21 protein-coding genes are annotated in these 19,472 nt (G+C 71.9%); 6 read left to right on the top strand and 15 right to left on the bottom strand.

Annotation, left to right across the window (positions count from 1 at the left end):
- Positions 1-38: 38 nt before the first annotated feature.
- The 3 genes from H0524_RS16110 to H0524_RS16100 form a co-directional block, all read right to left on the bottom strand.
- Positions 39-1,142 (bottom strand): SRPBCC domain-containing protein, encoded by a 1,104-nt coding sequence (locus tag H0524_RS16110; RefSeq protein WP_180199366.1) that lies wholly within the window; start codon positions 1,140-1,142, stop codon positions 39-41.
- A gap of 114 nt (positions 1,143-1,256) precedes the next feature.
- Positions 1,257-1,889, bottom strand: coding sequence for a DUF6073 family protein (locus H0524_RS16105; RefSeq protein ID WP_018727038.1), 633 nt, complete (start codon positions 1,887-1,889; stop codon positions 1,257-1,259).
- Positions 1,890-1,910: 21 nt separating this feature from the next.
- Entirely contained in the window at positions 1,911-3,236 is a 1,326-nt protein-coding gene (locus H0524_RS16100; protein WP_180199365.1) for a HEAT repeat domain-containing protein, read from the bottom strand.
- Between the two features lie 145 nt (positions 3,237-3,381).
- Here H0524_RS16100 and H0524_RS16095 point away from each other — a divergent pair, with 145 nt between their 5' ends.
- Genes H0524_RS16095 through H0524_RS16085 form a run of 3 tightly spaced genes read left to right on the top strand, consistent with a single transcriptional unit; the run spans position 3,382 to position 6,617 of the window.
- A complete protein-coding gene (locus tag H0524_RS16095) occupies positions 3,382-4,875 on the top strand; it encodes a KR domain-containing protein (RefSeq protein WP_180199364.1) in 1,494 nt (497 codons plus the stop codon).
- Between the two features lie 33 nt (positions 4,876-4,908).
- Positions 4,909-5,760, top strand: a complete 852-nt coding sequence (locus tag H0524_RS16090) for an SRPBCC domain-containing protein (RefSeq protein WP_180199363.1) — start codon at positions 4,909-4,911, stop codon at positions 5,758-5,760.
- Positions 5,757-6,617, top strand: a complete 861-nt coding sequence (locus tag H0524_RS16085) for an AraC family transcriptional regulator (RefSeq protein ID WP_180199362.1) — start codon at positions 5,757-5,759, stop codon at positions 6,615-6,617. The genes H0524_RS16090 and H0524_RS16085 overlap by 4 nt, the downstream gene beginning before the upstream one ends.
- Before the next feature lie 60 nt (positions 6,618-6,677).
- Here the strand turns inward: H0524_RS16085 and H0524_RS16080 are convergent, their stop codons facing one another.
- The 10 genes from H0524_RS16080 to H0524_RS16035 form a co-directional block, all read right to left on the bottom strand.
- Entirely contained in the window at positions 6,678-7,952 is a 1,275-nt protein-coding gene (locus H0524_RS16080) for a cytochrome P450 (protein ID WP_018727033.1), read from the bottom strand.
- A gap of 199 nt (positions 7,953-8,151) precedes the next feature.
- Positions 8,152-8,976 (bottom strand): ABC transporter permease, encoded by an 825-nt coding sequence (locus H0524_RS16075; RefSeq protein ID WP_180199361.1) that lies wholly within the window; start codon positions 8,974-8,976, stop codon positions 8,152-8,154.
- The gene (locus H0524_RS16070; RefSeq protein WP_180199360.1) at positions 8,973-9,938 is read right to left on the bottom strand and encodes an ATP-binding cassette domain-containing protein; all 966 of its coding nucleotides are present in this window, start codon (positions 9,936-9,938) and stop codon (positions 8,973-8,975) included. Before H0524_RS16070 ends, H0524_RS16075 begins: the two co-directional genes overlap by 4 nt.
- A 30-nt stretch (positions 9,939-9,968) precedes the next feature.
- On the bottom strand, positions 9,969-11,297 hold the full coding sequence (locus tag H0524_RS16065; RefSeq protein WP_180199359.1) for a cytochrome P450: 1,329 nt from the start codon (positions 11,295-11,297) through the stop codon (positions 9,969-9,971).
- Positions 11,294-11,905: a flavoprotein gene (locus H0524_RS16060; RefSeq protein WP_180199358.1), complete on the bottom strand. Its 612-nt coding sequence runs from the start codon at positions 11,903-11,905 to the stop codon at positions 11,294-11,296. The genes H0524_RS16065 and H0524_RS16060 overlap by 4 nt, the downstream gene beginning before the upstream one ends.
- A 197-nt stretch (positions 11,906-12,102) precedes the next feature.
- On the bottom strand, positions 12,103-12,591 hold the full coding sequence (locus H0524_RS16055) for an ester cyclase (RefSeq protein WP_180199357.1): 489 nt from the start codon (positions 12,589-12,591) through the stop codon (positions 12,103-12,105).
- Between the two features lie 37 nt (positions 12,592-12,628).
- The gene (locus H0524_RS16050; protein WP_180199356.1) at positions 12,629-13,090 is read right to left on the bottom strand and encodes an ester cyclase; all 462 of its coding nucleotides are present in this window, start codon (positions 13,088-13,090) and stop codon (positions 12,629-12,631) included.
- A gap of 8 nt (positions 13,091-13,098) precedes the next feature.
- Entirely contained in the window at positions 13,099-13,545 is a 447-nt protein-coding gene (locus H0524_RS16045; RefSeq protein ID WP_180199355.1) for an ester cyclase, read from the bottom strand.
- A gap of 163 nt (positions 13,546-13,708) precedes the next feature.
- Positions 13,709-14,722 carry an AraC family transcriptional regulator gene (locus H0524_RS16040; RefSeq protein WP_180199354.1) on the bottom strand — a complete coding sequence of 338 codons (1,014 nt, stop codon included), beginning with the start codon at positions 14,720-14,722 and terminating at the stop codon, positions 13,709-13,711.
- A 41-nt stretch (positions 14,723-14,763) separates the two neighbouring features.
- Positions 14,764-15,618: an SDR family oxidoreductase gene (locus H0524_RS16035; protein WP_180199353.1), complete on the bottom strand. Its 855-nt coding sequence runs from the start codon at positions 15,616-15,618 to the stop codon at positions 14,764-14,766.
- Between the two features lie 284 nt (positions 15,619-15,902).
- Here H0524_RS16035 and H0524_RS16030 point away from each other — a divergent pair, with 284 nt between their 5' ends.
- Both H0524_RS16030 and H0524_RS16025 read left to right on the top strand, forming a co-directional pair.
- Complete coding sequence (locus tag H0524_RS16030) at positions 15,903-16,283, top strand: VOC family protein (protein ID WP_018831847.1); 381 nt, start codon at positions 15,903-15,905, stop codon at positions 16,281-16,283.
- Positions 16,284-16,385: 102 nt separating this feature from the next.
- Positions 16,386-16,760: a VOC family protein gene (locus H0524_RS16025; RefSeq protein ID WP_180199352.1), complete on the top strand. Its 375-nt coding sequence runs from the start codon at positions 16,386-16,388 to the stop codon at positions 16,758-16,760.
- A gap of 167 nt (positions 16,761-16,927) precedes the next feature.
- Here H0524_RS16025 and H0524_RS16020 read toward each other — a convergent pair whose 3' ends face one another.
- Together H0524_RS16020 and H0524_RS16015 are read right to left on the bottom strand one after the other, a co-directional pair.
- The gene (locus H0524_RS16020) at positions 16,928-17,374 is read right to left on the bottom strand and encodes an ester cyclase (RefSeq protein WP_180199351.1); all 447 of its coding nucleotides are present in this window, start codon (positions 17,372-17,374) and stop codon (positions 16,928-16,930) included.
- A gap of 37 nt (positions 17,375-17,411) precedes the next feature.
- Positions 17,412-18,542, bottom strand: a complete 1,131-nt coding sequence (locus tag H0524_RS16015) for a class I SAM-dependent methyltransferase (RefSeq protein WP_180199350.1) — start codon at positions 18,540-18,542, stop codon at positions 17,412-17,414.
- Between the two features lie 268 nt (positions 18,543-18,810).
- Between H0524_RS16015 and H0524_RS16010 the strand changes: the two genes are divergently transcribed.
- Positions 18,811-19,472, top strand: a 662-nt coding sequence (locus H0524_RS16010) for an AarF/UbiB family protein (protein WP_180199349.1), incomplete at its 3' end; no start/stop codon positions are given.

Here is a 19,472-nt window from a genome sequence, read left to right as displayed (position 1 = left end):
CTCCGGAGGAGGGCCTGATGCACGCCCCTCGCCGGGGCCTACCGGCTCCAGCCGTGCGGGCCGGCGTCGACCCGCTGGCCGTTCCCGCCGCCGTTCAGATCGACCGGCACGTCGGGGCCGCGGCCGGGCGGCGCCGCGTCCCCGAAGGCACGCTGGCAGAGCAGCGCCGCCCGGCCGAACGCGCCCACCCAGTAGCCGGTGAGGATCCTGCGCTCGTCCAGCGGCGGCGCGATCGCGCTCAGCGCCTCCCAGTTCGAGTGGAAGACCTGCAGGATGCTGCCGCCCAGCCCGGCCGGCTCGATCCAGAGGTGCCCCTCCAGCTCACCCGGCCAGCCCGGCCGCCGGAGGGTGAATTCCAGCCGCGGCAGGTACGAGGGGAACTGTTGGTACGCCTCGACGTGCCGGGTGACCGTCAGGGTGGCCACCCCGCTGGCGTCGCCGAGGATCAGGCCGACGTCACCGCCGGGATCCAGGGTGCCGCTGGTGCGGCTCAGCCAGAACTGGGTGGCCGGCGTCGACGTGAGCAGCCCCCACACCTCGAAGGTGGTGCCCGGCAACTCGGTCTGCACGTACGGGCCCATCCGGCGCCAGGGCCAGCGCCACGGCACCCCGGTGCGGATGAAGTCGGCGAGCTGGTCGAGGATTCCCGGCCAGCCCATGCCGTTCCAGGACCGCCAGTCCGACGGAGGGTTGAATGCCTCCTCCACAACGGTGACCAGGGTGCCATCCGGGGTCGCGGTGAGCTGCCAGGTCACCTGGGTGGCCGGTCCCACCCCCACCCAGCGCCAGAGGTACGACAGGCGGCCCTCGCCGCCGGAGGCCGGCTCCCGCACGTCGCGGATCCGGCAGAGGAAGAACTCCCCGTCCTCGAAGTCGAGGATCGCCTCGCCGTCGACGGTGGCCCAGCCACCGCGGCAGACCGCCAGCCATCGGGCGACCTGTTCCGGATCGGTGAGCGCCGACCAGACCCGGTCGGCGGGCGCGGGGATGTGGATCTGGCTGACCAGCCGCTCCCAGCGGTCCTGGGCCAGCGGATACCCGCCGTTGCGGTGCAGCAGCGGGAAGTCGTCGGGTTCGACCCCGGCGAACCCCGGTCGGGGTTCGAGCCGGGGAGCGGGTGCGCTCCGGTCGTCCACGGGCATGCTGATCTCCGGCTGTCGTCGCTCCTGGGGGCCGCCGCCTCCGGGGCGCGGAGTGCGGCGCGTTCACGCCACCGCGGGAGGCCGGCCGGGGCCGGCCTCCCGCGGCGCGGCAACTCACATCTGGTCGGGGCTGAGGTAGCCGCCCATGTTGAACCGGAGGCTGGTCAGGTACGCGACCGGCTGGCCGTCCGGATCGTTGACGTCGAGCAACGGCATCATCCGGTAGATCTGCCCCTTACCCGGGGCACCCGCCGGCGGGATGGACCGCACGTCGTCGATGGTCAGGATGATCGGCTCCCGGTTCATCAGCTTCAGCCCGAGCTTCGGCATGTCGAAGATCGCGCCGACGGCCATCCGGCAGGCCTTGGCCGACGGCCCCTCCCCCGCGTACGGATCGAACGGGGTGCGGATCTGGCCGGCCGAGAGGCAGTCCGGGTTGAGCGTGACGGTGATCTTGCCGAGCTCCTCGCACTCACCGACCATCTTCATGTCGATGAGGTTGGTGTAGACCTCGGCGTCGGCCCACTCCCCGGAGGTGGACTGCGACCGGACCACCCGCACCCAGCCGTCGAAGGCGACGGTGAACTCGCCCACCCCCGGCACGGCGAAGGTGTCGATCGAGTTGATGCCCAGGTTGTCGATGCCCGGCTCCGGCGGGGTCCACGGGACGACCGGGGCCCCGGCGTAGACGTTCGGTACGCCCTCGGTCTGGACCGGACGACCGAAAAGAACGTTCTTAGTGCTCATCTCAGATGTCCTCTTCCTCTGTTACGGCAGCAAGGTGGTGTGGTCGCAGCAGGTGAGGCCGGGCTGGTCGGCCACGCCGTCCTGGTTCATGTCGATCTCGCCGTCGACGGTCGAGTAGACGTCGCGGGAGTTCATGTCGATGACCCCGTCGCCATCCCAGTCGTTCAGCTTCCCCTTGAAGGTGCCGAGGATGAACGCGTTGGTCATGTTGCCGATCTCCGGGTCGTGCAGCGTGGACAGCACGCCGTTGCCCGGCTGGAGGATCTCCTCCATCGAGCGGCCGGCCACCCGGGCCAGGTTGAGGTAGCCCCAGCCCTGGAAGCGGCCACGGACGTAGCGGATGGCCGCCTCGTCGTGGATCTGGAACTTCGGGTCAAGGTGCCAGGTGCCGTACCGGGCGAAGCCGATGTTCGCCTGGCGGGTGCCCTCACTCGGGTCGTCGGCGTGCCCGGACTTGAAAAACGTGCGGGGCACCAGCGACTCGAAGAAGAAGTTGCCCCGGTCCCGGCGGGTGCGGTCGGTGAACCCGCGGAACAGGTAGTTGTCGCAGTGCTGCGAGCCGTCGGCGTGCAGTCCGTCGATGGTCTTGGCGATCACGAGCTGCCGCTCGCGGGTCGACACGTTGGGGCAGGCGTGCGCCTGGCCGTAGATCCGGGCCAGGCCCTGCGGGGCCAGCGAGATTTTGCCCCAGTGCTGGTTCGAGTCGTCCAGCCGCACGTACAGGTCGCAGTGGATCAGCAGGTAGATGGTCTCGTCAAAGGTACGGCCCGGCGTGAACTGGCCGGCCCGGCCGTCGAACGCCGGATCACCCGTCTGCAGCTCGCTGCGGAACAGGTGGGACCACTCGGCGATCTCCGGGTCGGCGTCCTTGGCGAACGTGCTGAGGGTGGCGACCGCGTGGGCGCCGCCCAGCTTCTCGATGGCCCACAGCGCGTCCCAGCGGACCTCACGGTTGGGGTCGTGCAGTACGGCCTGGCCGAGCAGCTCGATCGCGTCCGGCAGGTCGCGATCGGCGTACTCGAACAGGGCCTGCTCGCGCATGGCCGGGTCGGGGTGGTTCAGGGCGGCGTCGCGCAGATCCTGGTTGGTGCGGTTGTCCAGTCGGACCGCGACCTTGTTCAGCGCGTACCCGAAGTCACTCGCCCAGGCGGCCGGGTCGCCCGCGACGAAGCGCGGGTCCATCGCCGGCAACGTGGTCCGGTAGGAGAAGTTGAGCGCGTCGCGCTGGTCCGCCGTGAGCGCGTCCAGGTTGACCGGTGCGGCCTCCGCCGGGACCGCCTCCTCCCACGCCCCCTGCGCGCCCTCGGCGAGCGCACCCGGCGACTTGTTACAGAGATCGATTGCCATTGCTGCCTCCTTAGGCGCCTTCTGGCTCGTGTCTCGACGCTAGGGCCTCCCGCTAATCTATATTTCTTTCAAGTTGCTCAGCCTCAGGATTGCCCAACAGCGGAGATCGATATATCTTTATCAAGCAAATAACTGGAGGGTCTCCATGCCATCCGACCCCGTCGCGCACCCCTCCCGGATCATCCTGCGCGCCCTGCGGCCCGTCCCGACACCGGTCCGGACCGTTCCGCACGCCGCCCGCTGGCGGGTGACCGGATCCGGTGAGGTCCCCCTCGTCCGGCATCTGCGCCGGCAGCCCTACCCCCCGGCCGCGCCGGAGACCGACGTGCACATCCTCGGTGGACGGTGGCCGGCCGCCGGGTCCGCCGAGCTGCTCGACGCGTACCGCCGGGCCGCCGGCCGGCCGCTCACCCTGGTCCACTCCGGAGCTGGCGGCGGCAGCCTGCTGCGCGGACTCGCCGCCGGGGACGGGCGATCGACCACCTCCGTGGCGCTGCACGAGCCCACCCCGGCGGCCCTGCACCGGGTGAGCGGCCTGCTCGCGGCGCCCGCCACCGCCGACGAACTCACCGTCGCCGCCGACGGCACCGTGCACGCCGTGGGCTGGCGGGCCACCGCGCTACCCGGCCGGACGCCGCGCTTCGCCGGCGCCACCGTCCTGGTCACCGGCGGGCTGGGCGGTCTCGGCAGCCGGGTCGCCCTCGCGCTGGCCGCCGCCGGCGCCGTCCCCGTCCTGCTCGACCTGCGTACGCCCGACACCGCCCCACCCGACGTCCGCCGCCTGCTGGCCCGGCTACGCCGGCGCTGCCCGCAGGCCGAGCTGCACACCGTCGACCTCACCGACGCCGCGGCGGCCCGGACCGCGCTGGCCGGGACACGGCCCACCGCGCTCGTGCACTGCGCCGGCCGGATCGCCGGTGGCACCGGGGTACGGCTCGGGCCTGCCGAGATCGACACCCTGATCGCCGCGAAGGTCGCCACCCTGGAGACGGCGCTCGACACGATCCGCACCGAGCGGCTGCGCGCGGTGCTCACCTTCGGCTCGCTCACCGCGCACGGCGCGCACCCCGGACTCGCCGGCTACGCGCTCGCCAACGAGCTGCTGCACCGGGCCACGGCCCGGTACGCCGCCGCCCACCCCGCAGTCCGCTGCTGCACCGCCGAATGGTCGCTCTGGTCGGGCGCGGGGATGGCCCGGCAGGTCGCCCGGGGGGCCGCCCGACAGCTCGGCATGGTGCCGGTGCCACTGGTCACCGGCGTCACCGCCACCACCCGGCTGCTCGCCGCGCTGCTCGACGCGCCACCCGACGACGCGCCGCCCGACTCGCTGCTCGTCTTTGGCGAGCGTCCCGGTAGCCAGGGCGCCTGGTCCGGCCGGCCGGAGGGAGTGCCCGGTGTGGACGCCGCGCTGGTCGTTCCGGCCGGCGACAACCTCGACGCCGCCATGCGCACGGTGGCCGAGGTGGCGGCCGGCAGCGCCACCGTTGAGCCGGACCCGACGGCCGGTGCCGGCACCCCGCTGCTGGTACGGGCCACCGTCACCGGCGACGGGGTGGACTGCGTGGTCCGCTCCGGAGCCGACCCGGAGGGTCCGGCCCTGCGCAGCTCCCGCTACCGGCTGGTGCCCAACCCCACCTGAGACCCGACCCCCCACTGCTGAGAGGTGAGAGCGATGCCCGACGGATATCTGAGCCCGCCCGACGACTGGGTTCGCGTGATGGTCAGCGTGCCCGCCCCGGTGAGCGAGGTGTGGGAGGCGATCAGCGACCCGCGGCGGGTCGCGCAGTGGTTCGGCACCCTCGACGCGCCGATGGCGGCCGGCACGGCCAACCGGGTCGACTTCGGCGACGGCGACTTCTTCGACCTCGACGTCGACCACGTCGAGCCCGCCGCCCGCCTGCTGTTCCGCTGGCGTTTCCTCGGCGTCGGCCCGGAGTGCCGAGTGGGCTGGACCCTGACCGGCGGGGCGGGGGCCACCATGCTGACCGTGGACGACAGCTGCCCCGGCCGCCCCGACTCGGAGGTGGCCCAGCTCAAGGCCGGCTGGCTGGACTTCGTCACCAGGCTGGCCCGGTACCTGGAGACCGGACGGCCCTCCCGATACGACTGGCGGCAGGAGATCGACGGCACCGTGGTGCTGCCGCACGGCTCCTGGCACCCGTTGCGCGAGGAGACCGTGGTGGACTGGCTCCCCATCGCCACCGACGGCGCCAGCCCAGGCTGGTTCTTCGTGGTCGACGAGGAGGGCCCGCGCCGGTTCGCCCTGCACGGCTGGCGGCTCGACCGCGACCGGTGCCTGGACTTCGCCGTCGAGATACCCGGCGCCCGTACGGTCACCGTCTGCCAGGTCCGCACCGAACCGGCCGGGCGCGGGCTCACCCTCTCGGTCTCCCATCAGGGCTGGCACCGGCTCGGCCTCAGCGACCTGCGGGAACGGACGCTGCGGCACCGCTTCGCCGCCACCTGGAGGGCCGCCCTGGGGCTGGCCGAGGAATGCGCCGGGGCCCGGCAGGAGCTGCCGTGACCGCGACGGCCCACGACCGCCCGGCCGGAGTCCGCGACGACCGCACCGAGCCCGCGCACCGGCGCGGCCGGTCGACCGTCCAGCAGCACCGGGAAGCGGTCGCCCGGGTCATCCGAGCCATGCGGGACCGGCTCGACGAGCCGTGGACCCTGGCCCGCCTCGCCCAGGTGGCCTACCTCAGCCCGTTCCACTTCAGCCGCGTGTTCCGGCTGGTCACCGGGACCCCACCCGGGCGCTTCCTGTCCGCGCTGCGGATGGCCGAGGCCCGCCGGCTGGTCATCTCCAGCCGGATGAACGTCACCGACATCTGCACCACTGTGGGCTACAGCAGCCTCGGCACCTTCACCACCCAGTTCACCGAGCAGATCGGCGTGGGTCCGGGCCGGCTGCGCCGGCTGGACGCCGAGCACGGCGAACGGCCGCTGGAGCACGTCGTCCCCGCCGGGACCGCTCCCGCCGACAGGACCGGGGCGCGGGGTGGAACGGTGACCGGCACGGTGCATACCCCGGACGAGGACGTCCGGCTGGTGCTGCTCGGGCTCTTTCCCAGCGCCCTGGCCCAGGGGCTGCCGGTCGCCTGCACCAGCGTCACCGGCGGCGGGCCGTTCGCCGTCACCGGTGTACCGGAGGGCACCTGGCACCTGCTGGCCTGCGCACACCCGGAGGCGGCCACCGTCGGCGAGGTGCTCGCCGGCGCCCCCGACCGCGACGTGTGGGTCGGGACCGCCGACGTACCAGTGGTGGTGCGCCCGCGGCGGAGCACCGGTCCGCTGGTGGTCCGGCTCGCCCCGGCCCGCCCCACCGACCCGCCGATCCTCTCCGGTCTGCCGGTGCTGTCCCGGGCCGCGCCGTCGTGAGCCCCGACCCGGCAGCGGTGGCCTCCCCGGATCCGGGGAGGCCACCGCGGGTGGCGTGGGTCAGCGCGCCGGCCACACCGCCGGAAGCGTCTTGACGCAGCGCACCATGGGCTCGGGCAGGTGGAACTCGGGCGTGAACCCGTCGGCCAGCCGCAGGTCGGGCAGGCGATCCATGATCGCTGCCAGCCCGGCCCGGATCGCGACCCGGGACCAGCCCGCGCCGACGCAGTAGTGGATGCCCCGGCCGTGCGCCACGTGCTTGGCGCCCGTCCTGGTGGCCCCGCGCCGCTCCGGGCGGAACTCGTCCGGTTCCGGGAAGGCCTCCGGATCACGGTTGGCCGCCGAGTAGATCACCATGACGGTGGACCCCTTGGCGATCGTCGCGCCGCCGAGTTCGGTGTCCTGCGCGGCCTCCCGGGACAGCCACTGCACCGGGCCCTCCAGCCGCAGCCCCTCCTCCACCGCGTCGGGCAGGGCCTCGCGCCGCTGTCGCAGGTCGGTCCAGCGCTGCCGCTCGTGCAGGAGCAGGAACAGCATGTTCGACAGGGCCTCGGCCGTGTTGCCGTACCCGGCGCCGTACATCTCCATCAGACCCCACACCAGCTCCGCCATGGTGAGCCGGTCGCCGTCCTCCGTGGTGGCGTGGACCAGGGCGCTCGCCACGTCGTCACGGGGATTCGCGCGTCGCTCGACGAACAGCTGCTCGAGATAGCGCTGGTACTCCACGATCTCGCGGGCCGCCGCCCGCTGGTCCTCCGGCGGGTGACCCGGGATAAACACCTTCACCCACAACTTGTCCCAGGCGTGCACCCGCTCGTGGTCCTCCTCCGGGATGCCGAGGAAGTCCAGGATCGCGTGGTCCATGGCGGGGTCGGCGTAGTCGGCGACCAGCTCGGCGGCACCACGCTCGGCGAAGCGGTCGATCATCCGGTCGGCCCACCACTGGATCCGGGGGGCGAAGCTCTCGACCCGCTGCGCGGACCAGGCTCCCTGCATGAGCGCGCGCAGCCGGGTGTGGTTCGGCTGGTCCGAGTCGTACAGCGTCTTCGCCTTGGGGATGCCCCGGGCCAGCTCCTCGGTGACCTCGGGCGGGTCCTCCGGCCCCGTCTTGTTGCCGGACGGGAACAGGTCCGGGTGCTCCAGCACGTACGCCAGTTCGTCGTAGGAGGTGACCACGTACACCGTCGTCGCGTCGTCGCTGACCATCCACATGTCCGAGGACATGGTGCTGGGGAACACCGGCGAGAGCTGCCGGATCCGGTGGTAGAAGGAGTGCGGGTCCTGGACCAGTTTCGGATCGAACGGGTCGTACGTCATGTCGGCTGACGTGGTCATCGCAGCGGCCTCCCTGTCGACTGGTGTCCCGCCCGACGCGCGCCCGCACGGAGCACCGCGAGGACCGGGCGCCCGGAGTCTCGGGTGGGATTCGCGGCCGACGTTACCGAGCTGCCGGCGGCCGGCCTTCTCGCCGATTGCTCATCCGTCGTCGCGATCGTCGCGCGTCAGCGTCGTCGCGCGTCAGCGTCGTCGCGCGTCAGCGCGGGTTCGCCGGGAGGCCCCGGGACACGCGCCGGATGGTGAGACCGGCGAAGACGAGAATCGCGGTGACCAGCCAGGCGAGCGCGTACCACAGCGCGCCACCGGGTGCCTGTCCGCTCATCCAGGCCCGCAGGGCGTCCCCGGTGGCGGAGGCGGGGTTGTGCTCGGCGACCACACGCAGCCACCCCGGCATCCCGCTCGGGTCGGCGTAGAGCGAGCTGACGAAACCCAGTGGACCGGTGACCGCGGTCCCGATCATCTGCGCCGCTCCCAGGCTGCGCAGCGAGACGGTCAGGAAGGCCGCGAGCCACACCATGGCGAACCCGTAGACCAGCAGCAACGCCAGGCCGCCCAGGAGCGCGACGGGACGCCCGGTGAACTCCACCCCGGCCAGCAGGCCGAGCACCACCAGCACGGCGACGCCGACGAGGTTGCGCAGGTTGTCCGCGACGGCCCGCCCGACCAGCGCGGCCGAGACGCTCGCCGGCAACGACCGGACCCGGTCGACGACGCCGTTGCGCAGGTCGTCGTGCAGGCCGGCGATGACGGCCGGAACGGTGCTGAAGGTGATCGTGGCGACCAGCAGGCCCGGGAACAGGTAGTCGCGGTAGGACCCACCCGGGACGCTCATGCCCGAGCCCAGGATGAAGCTGAAGAAGACGAAGAAGATCACCGGCATGACGGTCAGCGCGAAGAGGGTGCCGGGGTCGCGCCGCGTGAGGCGGATCCCCCGGCCGGTGAGCGCCGCCGCGTCGGCCAGCCAGTGTCCGACCCCGGCCACCGGCCCGGTCCCGATGGCCGGCTCCACCCGGCCGCTCACTGGGCGGTCCGCGGAGAGCCCACGGCGGCCACCCGGTCACCGGTCAGCGACAACACGAGGTCGTCCAGGCTGGGCTGCCGGACGAGAAGCTGTTCGACCGGCACCTCCGCGGCGTGCAACTCGCCGAGGAGCCGGGAGACCAGGGCGCCGTCCCCGCCGCGCAGCGGTGCCCGGACCAGGGACTGCCCGTCGTCACGGACGTCGTCGATGTGCCGGCGGACCACGGCCACCGCCTGCGGGAGCCGCTGCGGTTCGGTCACCCTGATCTCGAGCTGATGCTCGTCGGCCTGGGACCTGAGCTCCGCCGGGCTGCCGGCGGCCACAACCCGGCCCCGGTCGAGCACGGCGATCGCGTCGGCCAGCTGGTCGGCCTCCTCGAGGTAGTGGGTGGTCAACAGGACCGTCGTACCGGCCGCCACCAGCTCCCGCACCACCGCCCACACCTCCTGCCGGGCCCGGACGTCCAGACCGGTGGTCGGCTCGTCGAGGAAGAGCACCGCCGGTGCGCCGATCAGACCCGCCGCGATGTCGAAGCGCCGACGCAGGCCACCGGAGTACGTCCCTACCGGACGACCGGCCACCTCGCCGAGGCCGAGCCGGTCGACGAGTTCGGTCGCCCGCTGCCGCGCGGCCCGCCGGCCGAGATGGAACAACCGGCCGAACAGCAGCAGATTCTCCACCCCGGTGAGCCGTTCGTCGAGTGCGGTGAACTGACCGCTGAGACCCACCAGGCGGCGCACCCGCTGCGGGGCGTCCACCACGTCGTGCCCGCCCACCCGGGCGGAGCCGGTGTCCGGAGTGAGCTGCGTGGTGAGGATACGCACGAGCGTCGTCTTGCCCGCGCCGTTGGGGCCGAGCAGGCCGAACACGGTCCCGGGAGCCACCCGCAGGTCCACGCCGGCCAGCGACGTCACGTCACCGAACCGTTTACCCAGGGCGTGCACCTCGATGGCATCGATCAACGGCCGGCTCCCTCGGACAGCGGTGACGACTCAGTCACGCAGACGATAATCCATCATGCAGGGCGATGCGGGCCGGGTCACCCCCATGTCGAAGGCCGGCACCGGTTCCACCGCCGGCGCAACGAGCCGGAACCGGGCCAGCAACGCGGCGATGACGATCCGCATCTCGTTCATGCCGAACGCCGAGCCCGGGCAGCGGTAGAAGCCGCCGCTGAACCCGATCAACGCATAAGGGTGGCGGCGGTCCTCGGCGCGGTCGGGGGCGAATCGCTCCGGGTCGTAGCGGTCCGGGTCCGTGAAGACCTCCGGCAGCCGGTGCGCCACCGCGGGGCACAGCATGGTCAGCCAACCGGCGGGCAGGCGGTAGCCGTCCACCTCGATGTCGGTCCGGTTGTGCCGCGCGTAGTGGCTCATCACCGGCCGGAGCCGGATCGCCTCCTTCAGCGCGCGGTCCAGCCGGGGCAACCGGGCCTCGACCGGAACGCGGCCGTCCCCGGCGCAGGCGGCGTCGACCTCGGCGACCACCGTCGCCAGGTGGGCCGGGTGCTGCACGAGCAGGACCAGCGCCCAGGCGAGTTGCGCGCAGGTGGTGAGGTAGCCGGTGAAGAGGGTCATCAGGGACATGCCGATGAGCCGCTCGTCGCTCTCCCCGCCCACGCCCGGATCGTGGACGAGGGTCTGCAGGAAGTCCGGCGGGCCGTCGACGCGGCGCCGCCGCTCGGCAAGCACCGGTTTGATCATCTCGGTGAGCCGGCGCCGGGCCTGGTCCCGCCGGATGAACTTCGGCAGCGGCAGGTACGGCGGGAGCACGAAGTCCATGCCCCGGGCCAGATCCGCCAGGAGGGGACGGAAGTCGTCGACGCGGGCGCGGACCTCCGGCCCCAGCAGGGTGCTGGCGGCGATCCGCATCACCAGTCCCTCCATCTCCCGCCACAGCTCGAAGCGGCCGGACCCACCGAGGCCGTCCAGCCACGCGTGCGTCTCCTCCGCCGCCAGCCGGCTGTAGGCACTGAGGCGCTGCCCCTGGAACGCCGAGTGCAGCAGGCCGACGTGGCGGCGTCGGGTCTCCGGGTCCCGGGACGCGAGGGCGACGTCCCCGAACATCGGCACGACGAACCGGTACAGCTCGGGGACCGACAGGCGCTTGTCGACCTCCTTGAAGAAGAAGTCGTGATAGTCCGGGCCGACGAGCACCACGCCCCGCTGCGGGCCGAGCCGGACGCTGAAGACCGGGCCGTACCGCTCGTACGCCCGTTGGAAGAAACCCGCGTGGTCGCGCTGCCACTCGAGCATGCTGCCGAGCAGCGGCAGGCCGGGGACCATCGGGGGCGTCGGCAGGAGACCGCTCCGTGTCGTCATGACGCCATCGACCCCTCACGGCCCGCCGCGGCCACGATGGACATGAGCTCGTCGAGAATGTGCTCCAACGGTGGCATGACCCCCCGGCCCGCCCGCAGATCGGCCAGTTGCACCCCGATGCCGGGGTCGATGACCCGGTAGCCCAGTTCGGCGGCGATCCGGACGTTGCGCTGCACGACACGGCTGCGCCACATCGTCTCGTTCATCGCCGGGACCAGCACGACGGGCGCGGGACTCGCCACGATCGCGGTGGAGATCAGGTCGTCGCAGATCCCGTGGGCCGCCTTCGCCACCAGGTTGGCGGTGGCGGGCATCACCAGGAACAGATCGATGTCCGCGGTGAGATCCAGGTGCGGGATGAGGGTACGGCCGTGCGAGTGCAGATCGGTGTGCACCCAGTCGCCGGCGAACAACCGCATGGTGGACGGACGCAGCAGGCGGCACGCGGCGGCCGACATCATCACCCGCACCTGCCCCACGAGACCCTGCCGGAGCATCAGAACGGTCTGCGGCATGGACAGTGCGGCCGGCGATCCCGTGACGCCGAGCGCGAGCCGGTCGCAGAGCAGGGGTCGTGGCGCGGCCTCCGCCGCCGGGGTGGTATCCATGGTCGTCTCCCTCGGGTCTGCTCGACGTCCTCGATCGGGCCGAGGCGGAGTCCAGGCGGGCGATCCGGCCGGTCACCGTCCGGGCCGGTCACCGTCCGGGCGGGGACCTCGGCGGCGGCGCGGTGGCCGGCGGCGGCGTCACGGCGTGGCGGGCAGCAGGCGGCCAGGAGCACGGTGCCCCTGGCCGCGACGGTCGATCAGCACATGATGGCCGGGATGACGCCGATCTCCTGCCACGCGTACGGGTCGGCGAAGACGTCCCAGTACCGCTCGGTGACCACCGGGCGGCCGGCCGAGCCGTCCGACGCGGGTTCGCGCCGGACCGTCGCCACGTCGACCATCTGCCAGACGATGGGCCGGTGGGACGGCGGCTGGCCGAGGAACGCCCCGCTGTGCGTGCCGGTGCCCACCACGCGGGTGGTGACCCGGTCACCGTCGACCCGGATGTCCCGGATCTCCATCCGCATGTCCGGCAGCACGTTGCGGAGCAGGTTGAACAGAACCCGCACGCCCTCCGGACGGTAGCTGGCGATCTGGCCGTGGTGCACGGCGTCGGGGCTGAGCTGAGCGAGAGCGGCGGTCATGTCGCCGGCATTGACCGCGTCGATGAACGCCCGGACCGGCTGGGTCAGGTCCGGCGCCAGCATAGTCGGTGCGAGGGTACGGGGCAGAAGTTGTGCGGACACGGTGGTACACCTCTCTCTCGGGCTGTCGGGCAGCCGCTCACGACATCTGCGTGAGCAGGGGTTCGGGCAGGGCACCGATCTGGGTCAGCAGGTGCAACTCGTCGAGCACGCCACGGTGTTCGATGAAGCGGCCGTCGGCCACCCGGGCGATGTTGATGGACAGGAAACTGACCCGCTTACCGGTGTCGGTCGAGTGCAGGTAGGGACCGCGGTGGGTGCCCTCGTAGCGGACCAGGGCCGCGATCTGGTCCTTCTCGGCGATGATGTCCAGAACGTTCCAACGCAGATCGGGGAAAGCCTGGAGCGTCATCTTGTAGACGAACGCGATGCCCTCTTTCGGATAGTCCGACAAACGCGCGTGATGCACGATGTCCGAATGGAAGAAGTCCATGATTCGGTCGAGGTCGTGGCTGTTGCAGGCCGCGAAGAACGAGCGGGCCACCGCCCTGCTCCGCTCCGTCTGGGCGACGACCGCCTCGGCCGTTCCGGGGGTGTCCATTTCCTCACCTACCCGGGCCGACCGGCGCCGCCGGGCATGCCCAGCACCTCGGGGATCCCGTCCATCTCGTACAGCCCCCAATGGTCGGTGATGAGGCCGTCCCGTACTTTGAAGGCGGCCAGCCCGGGAATCGAGAAACGCCGGCCGGTGGGCGGCATTCCCAGATATTCGCCGGTGTGCTCGAAGTGCAGCTCGATGAGCTGGAAGACGGTATCCTCGTCGGCGAGCATCATCTTCACCTCGATCCCGTGGCTGGTGAACCACTCGGTGCACTCCAGGAACCACGAGAAGGCACTGTCCCGGCCGGCACCGACCGCACCCCGCGGCAGATGGACCACCAGATCCGGCGAGAGATACCTGTCGATACTCTCCCAGTTCTGCTGGTGCATGCATTCGCGCTGGAAGTCGAGGACCAGTTGCTTGTTCCGTTCCGCGCGGGTCGTCAGATCAGTCATTCGGCCTCCATGGCGTACGCCGGCGTCCGCCTTCGGACGGGTCGCTGCCGAGGAAAAGGGCCCGGCGCGATTCTTCCCATTGCGGCAAGCGTAGGCAGCGGCCCGGCCGGGCGGCTTCTCCTGGCTTGCCGGACGGGCACCGCCGGGCGCTACCGCGCGGATGTCAGCGGTGACGTGGAGAGCGGGTGGCGAGCACGCCGAGCAGCGGCAGCGCGACGACGATCGGCGGGTCGGTGAGCTGCGGCCGGCGCAGCCGGAGGTGGTACGCGCCGGCCGGGCCGCCCGCAGCGATGCGGACCGGATCGGGTAGGGCGGCCACCCGCCGGCGCCGGCCCTGGGGATCGGCGAGCACCTCGGCGATCGGGCTCTGCGGATCGAACCCCACCGACAGCAGCTCGTACGAGCCCGGGCCGGGTACCGGGACCGAGACGACGTCGGCGTCGACGGTGACCGCTCCGGCGGCCGGGGACCCCTGCGGTATGCCACCGTTGAAGAGCCCGGTGAACAGGACCGATCCGGCGGCACCCGACACCGTCACGGTCAGGGCCGGCCGGCCGGGCCGGACCGGTTGCACCAGCCGCCGGCCGACGACACCGACCGGGGTGTCGCCGGCCGCGTCGACGAGGGACCGGAACGCACGGGGATTGAAGCCCACCAGACGGGTGAACTGGTTGGTGAAGCTGCTGAGACTGGCGTAGCCGACGGACGCCGCGATGTCGGTGACACGCATCGACGAGCGGATGAGCAGCCGCTGCGCCTCGGCGATTCGCAATGCGGCCAGGAACCGGCCCGGGGTGGCGGCGGTGACCATCCGGAAGACCCGGTGGAAGTGGAACGGGCTCAGCATGCCGGCCTGGGCGTGGTCGGTGAGGCAGTGCGGATCGGCGAGGTGCCGGCGCATCCGTTGCACGGCGCGGGAGACGGAGGCGACGCGCCGGGGGATGTCGGGCTCGGCGAGACAGGCGCGAGCGGCGTCGCACCGGTCCGGTGACCCGCAGATCCCGTCAGGGTCGGTGCCGGCCGCCGTGGAACACGCCTGCCGCCAGCGGGCGATGACGGCCGGAGCCGTCGCCGCCCCCACCGGCCGGGAGGCCCGCGGCGTAGGGGACAGGACCGCTCCGGCCGGCAGCCGGAGCGGTCTTCCCGGGTGGTGCGCCACTGGGGTGTCGATGGACATGAGGATATAGCGCGTGGCGCGTGGCGCGGGCCTCCACCACGTCAGCGGAACGAGTCGGCGTTCTCCGCGGCCCACTCCCGGAAGGTGCGGGCCGGCCGGCCCACGAGCTTCTCCACGTGGGGGAAGACCTTGCCGTGGATGCCGTTCTCGTCACCCATGTGCTTGAGGATGCCGTCGACCATCATCTCCGGGTAACCCTCCTCGAGCCATTCCGCCCGGGCCACCTCCGGCGGGACGTTGATGACGTTGATCTCGCGGCCCAGCACCTCACCGAGGCGCTCGACCTGTTCCTCGATGCTCAGCGCCTCCGGCCCGGACAACGGGTACGCCCGGCCCTCGTGACCGTCGGAGGTGAGCACACCGACCGCGCACGCCGCGATGTCGGCCGGGTCGATCGGCGCCTGCTTGATGTGGGCGTACGGCTCCCGCACCAGGCCCTCCGACTCGACCGTCTCGGCCCAGGACAGCGCATTGGTCATGAACTGGCCGGGGCGCAGGAACGTCCACGGGATGCCGGAGTCGCGGACCTCGCGCTCCCCGTTGAGGTGATAGGCGGTGTGCGGATCGGCCGCCTGCGGATTCTCCGCCGCGAGCACGGAAAGCCGGACGATGTGCCCCACCTTGGCCACTGCGGCGGCCTGCGCGAGGTTGCGGTCGTACGTCCGGCCCTCGGGCTTGCCGAAGGTCGGCATCAGCGCGAACAGCCGGTCCACGCCGTCGAGAGCCTTCCGGAGGCTCTCCTGATCGGCTAGGTCCCCCGCGACCACCTCGACCTCGGGAGTGAACCGGGCGGCCTTGGGATCGCGGGTGAGCGCCCTGACCGCCACCTTCGCCTCGGTCAACTGCGCCACGACCTGACTGCCGACCGGACCGGTCGCACCGGTTACCAGAATCATCGAACAACCTCCCTCTGCTCGCCTGCCGGAGACCGGGGAGTCCCCCGGGCCGGCACTCGGCCTCGGGCCGAATGAGCGCGATTTCTGCGGCCCGCCGGCATGACGGAGGACGGGCACCTTTGGGGAGAGTACCCAGGTAACGGACGGAATTCTTGCTTCAGATTGCTCTTGGTACGAGCCCCGGTCCGCTGTGGATGCCGCCCACCGCACCGCTGGCTATCCTGGGGTCTCCCCAGCCGACAACGGTCGAACGAGTTGCCGCGTCAGGCGGCGAGGAGGTAGCGATGATTTCCCACGTCTCACAGGTGGGCGTGTATGTGAACGACCAGGACGCAGCACTCGCGTTCTACACGGAGAAACTGGGCTTCGAGGTGCGGTCGCTCCGCGAGGGCCCGGGTATGAAGTGGATCGAGGTGGCGCCGCCCGGCGGGCAGACCACCATCAGTCTGGCCTCGAAGGACTTCCCGGTCGGCGACGAGGCCAAGATCGGTGTCTACACCGACATCGCGTTCGAGACGCAGGACATCCACGGGCTGTACGAGACATACCGCCAGCGCGGCGTGAAGTTCACCAACGAACCGGAGCTCCAGCCCTACGGTAAGTGGTTCGCCGCCTTTCTGGACCAGGACGGCAATCAATTCTTCGTCTTTCAGCCCGTCGAGTAGCGGCCGACGAAGCCCGCAAGGCGGAAGAAAGCCTTGCCCTCCGCCCTGCCATAACGTGGTGCGCAGTGAGTCGGGGCACCACGACATGCCGGGGAGGTAGAGATGATCGGTAATCTGGGCAGTGTGACGATCTTCGTCACCGATCAGGAACGGTCCGTCGACTTCTACACCAAGAAGCTGGGCTTCGAACTGCGGCGCGACCAGAAGTTCGGTCCGATCCGGTGGGTCGAGGTGGCGCCGACCGGCTCGGCCACGACCATCGTCCTGTTCCCCCAGCACAACCCGGTCTACCAGGAGGACCTGATGCGGGAGTTCACCGGCCTGCAGTTCGTCACCGACGATCTGCAGGCCACCTACGCGGAGCTGTCCGGCCGCGGGGTGACCTTCGTCCAGGAACCCACCCGGATGCCCTTCGGCTACACCGCGGTCTTCGCCGACGACGACAAGAACCAGTTCGCGCTCCTGCAGGTGGGCTGACGCCGCGGGTGCGGACGAGGACCGGCGTCGTGCCGCTCGATCAGCGTGCACGACGCCGGTCCTCGTCGTCGGGCGCCGGCGCCTCGTCGGCGCCCGGCGATCCCCAGGTCAGCGCCGGCCGACCGGTGCGAGCCGGGCCCTCCCGACACCTGACCGGAGGCGACCGGTCACGCGGTCGCCCCCAGCAGTTCGTCCGGCAGCAGGCCGAGTTGCTGCAGCAGGTGCAGCCCGTCGGCCACACCCCAGTGCTCCAGCACCTTGCCGTCGACGATGCGGAGCTGCCCCATGAGCGCACAGCGGATCGGCCGACCGGTCGGTGGGATCCCCAGGTAGGCGCCGACGTGCCTGGCGTGCACCGTGAAGCGGGTGCTCACCAGATCACCCTCGGCCACAACGCTGTGCACCTCCATCCGGATCTCCTGGAAGGCGGCCATGAACCGGCTCATCTCCGCGGCGACCGTACGGGCGTCGAGCACACCGTCGCGCCCGTGGTGCACCATCTCCGGCGCCCAGTACGCCATCAGGGCGCCCAGATCGTTGCGGTTCCACGCCTCGACCAAACTGTGCACGACGGCCTTGTTCCGCTCCTCCGACGTGTCCTGCTCCGTTGTCACGGCGACTCCTCTCCCGCGGGCCGGTGAGGGGGCGTCCTCACGGCCGGAGTTCGTACAGGGCGTTGAACGGGCTGTACACCGGCACCTCCCGGAGCCGGCCGAACCCCGCCGCCCCGGCCAGCTCCCGGATCCGGTCGGCGGGCATACCGAGCGTGCCCGACCCCTGCTCCCGGCCCGTACGCGAGCTGGGCAGGCAGTACAGGAGGCTGGTGGCGTACAGGATCGTCGCCGGCGGGCCGGTGTTCTGCCAGGGTGTAGCCGCACTCCGGCTCTCCAGGAGCAGCACGGTCCCGTCCGGCGCCAGGGCCGCGCGTACGGCGCGCAGCAGCGCCTCCGGATCGGTGACGTCATGCAGCATGTCGAGCACGGTGACCAGGTCGAACGGACCCGGCAGACCCTGCGCGGCGTCGCCCGTGACGAGCCGCACCCGGTCCGCCACACCGGCCGTCCGCGCCGCGTCGGCGGCCCGTCGCACGGCCGAGGGACGCATGTCGACGCCGACGAACTCGCTGCTCGGGAAGCCCTGGGCGAGCCGGATCAGCGCCCGGCCGCCCCCACAGCCGACGTCGGCCGCGCGGCCGCCCCGGGTCAGCCGCCCGGCCAGGCCCGGCACCGCCGGAATCCACTGCTCGACGAGCATCGTGTCGAGCCAGCTCGCGCTCATCCGCTCCATCGCCTGGTACAGGTCGTCCGGGTAGGCGTCGGCGGCGATTCCGGCGCCGGTCCGCATCGCGTCCGTCACCGCGTCGACCGCCCCGGCGAGGGCCAGCAGGAGGGCGTGCGCGCCGGCCAGGTTCATCGGTGACTCGGTCGCCAGCAGCAGGGCCAGCGGACCGGGCAGTTCGAACCGGCCGGTGGCCGGATCGGCGGACAGATAACCGGCGCTGGACAGGCAGTGCAGCCACTCGCGCAGGTACCGCTCGTCGAGCCCGGTCCGCTCCGCCAACTCGACGCTGCCGCACGGGCCGGCGGCGAGTGCCGTGAACAGCCCCAGCCGGTCACCGAGACCGCACAGGACACCGGCCATGGCGCCACTGAGATCGGCGAGCAGCCGGTCCGTGTACGCGGCGAGGGCACCCGGGTCGCCACCCAGGTCCGGCGGGACCGCCCCCTGCCGGGGGGCCGAGGAATCCGCCTGGATGGGTTCTCGCAGTTCCCGCGCTCTCATCGTGGTCCGCCTCTCGCGTACGACTTCCGTCGCCGGCCCCTGCCGAGCGCCGGGCGGTGCTGCGGCGCCGCCCGGCGTGCTGCCGGGCCGCCCCGCTATGACGGTAGGGCCCCCGACGCCGCGGGATTTCTTCCCGCTTGCGGTGCACCCGCCGGCCGGCCACTGCGGCAAGACAGGAGAAGGACCGGCGCCGCGAGCGGAGAACGATCCGAGGAACCGGTGTGACTTGTGACGGGTGTGGCCCGTCATCGCGAGTAGGGGGACGGGAATGCCAGCACACGCTACGGATCGGGGCCGGCGGACGTCGGGCCCGCAGATGGCCCTACGACTCCTCGTGATCACCACCCGACTGGTGTTCGAGGCGGCACGGACCCTGCCGGCCGCCGGTGCCCGGCTGTTCCGCAGCCGGGAGAGCGCCAAGCGGCGCCTGTATCAGGGCCTGGTCCACGCCGTCCAGGCACTGGGGCCGACCTTCGTCAAGTTCGGCCAGATCGCCGGTGCCCGCCGGGACGCTCTGCCCGCCCACCTCTGCGACGCGCTCGGCACCCTGCACGACCGGGTCACGCCGATGCCGTGGCCGGCCGCCGAGCGGGTGCTCGACGAGGCACGCCGGCGGCGGCCCGCCCTGGCCGTCCGGGAGGTCGATCCCCGGCCGGTCGGCAGTGGCAGCATCGCGTGTGTGTACCGGGCGGTTCTCACCGACGGCCGGGTCGTCGCGCTGAAGCTGAAGCGCCCCGGCATCGACCGCCGGATGCGGACCGACCTGGCGCTGCTGCGGGGGTTCGTCCGCCTGGCGGAGCGGACACCGGCGATGCGGGGCATGCCGATGGGCGACCTGGTCTCGTACGTGAACGAGGCGATCCTGGGGCAGCTCGACTTCGCCCGGGAGGCCGAGAACCTCGCGGTCCTGCGGGACAGCGTGGCCGGCCT

Origin of the sequence: Salinispora sp. H7-4 (assembly GCF_013416675.1) — a bacterium.
GTDB classification, from domain to species: domain Bacteria; phylum Actinomycetota; class Actinomycetes; order Mycobacteriales; family Micromonosporaceae; genus Micromonospora; species Micromonospora vitiensis.
Note: the sequence above shows the minus strand (reverse complement) of the source record. Positions and strands in the feature narration are given on the sequence as shown.